At 42.3% G+C, this 362-nt stretch carries 1 protein-coding gene; it reads left to right on the top strand.

Annotated elements, in window-relative coordinates:
* Nucleotides 1-362, top strand: a 362-nt coding sequence (locus tag CWC11_RS22875) for a hypothetical protein (RefSeq protein WP_212748104.1), incomplete at both ends; no start/stop codon positions are given.

Here is a 362-nt window from a genome sequence, read left to right as displayed (position 1 = left end):
TTACGCCTTCAGCTGCCGATGCCTCTATACTAAAAGATACAAGCTACTACCGTGTATTAGATGTATCCAGAGGTATTTCGAATGCTTTTAACGCGGGTGCACTATCCGCCTATTTTCATAAATCGATCGGGGGTTATCATCCAGCCAAACTGAGCATTTATCAGGATCTAATTGAGAAGCAATTGTATAATTTCCCCAACTGTTTGCCGGTATTGAATATGCTGAATACAAAATATGTGATAGGCCCGGATCCACAAACCAATCAGCCGGTAGCACAGCAAAATGCAAATGCATTGGGTGCTGCATGGTTTGTTAAAGGTGTTCGTTTTGAAAAAGGTCCCGCTGCTGTTATGAATGCACTT

It is taken from the genome of Pseudoalteromonas sp. S3178 (genome assembly GCF_005886985.1).
In the GTDB taxonomy this organism is placed as follows: domain Bacteria; phylum Pseudomonadota; class Gammaproteobacteria; order Enterobacterales; family Alteromonadaceae; genus Pseudoalteromonas; species Pseudoalteromonas carrageenovora.
Note: the sequence above shows the minus strand (reverse complement) of the source record. Positions and strands in the feature narration are given on the sequence as shown.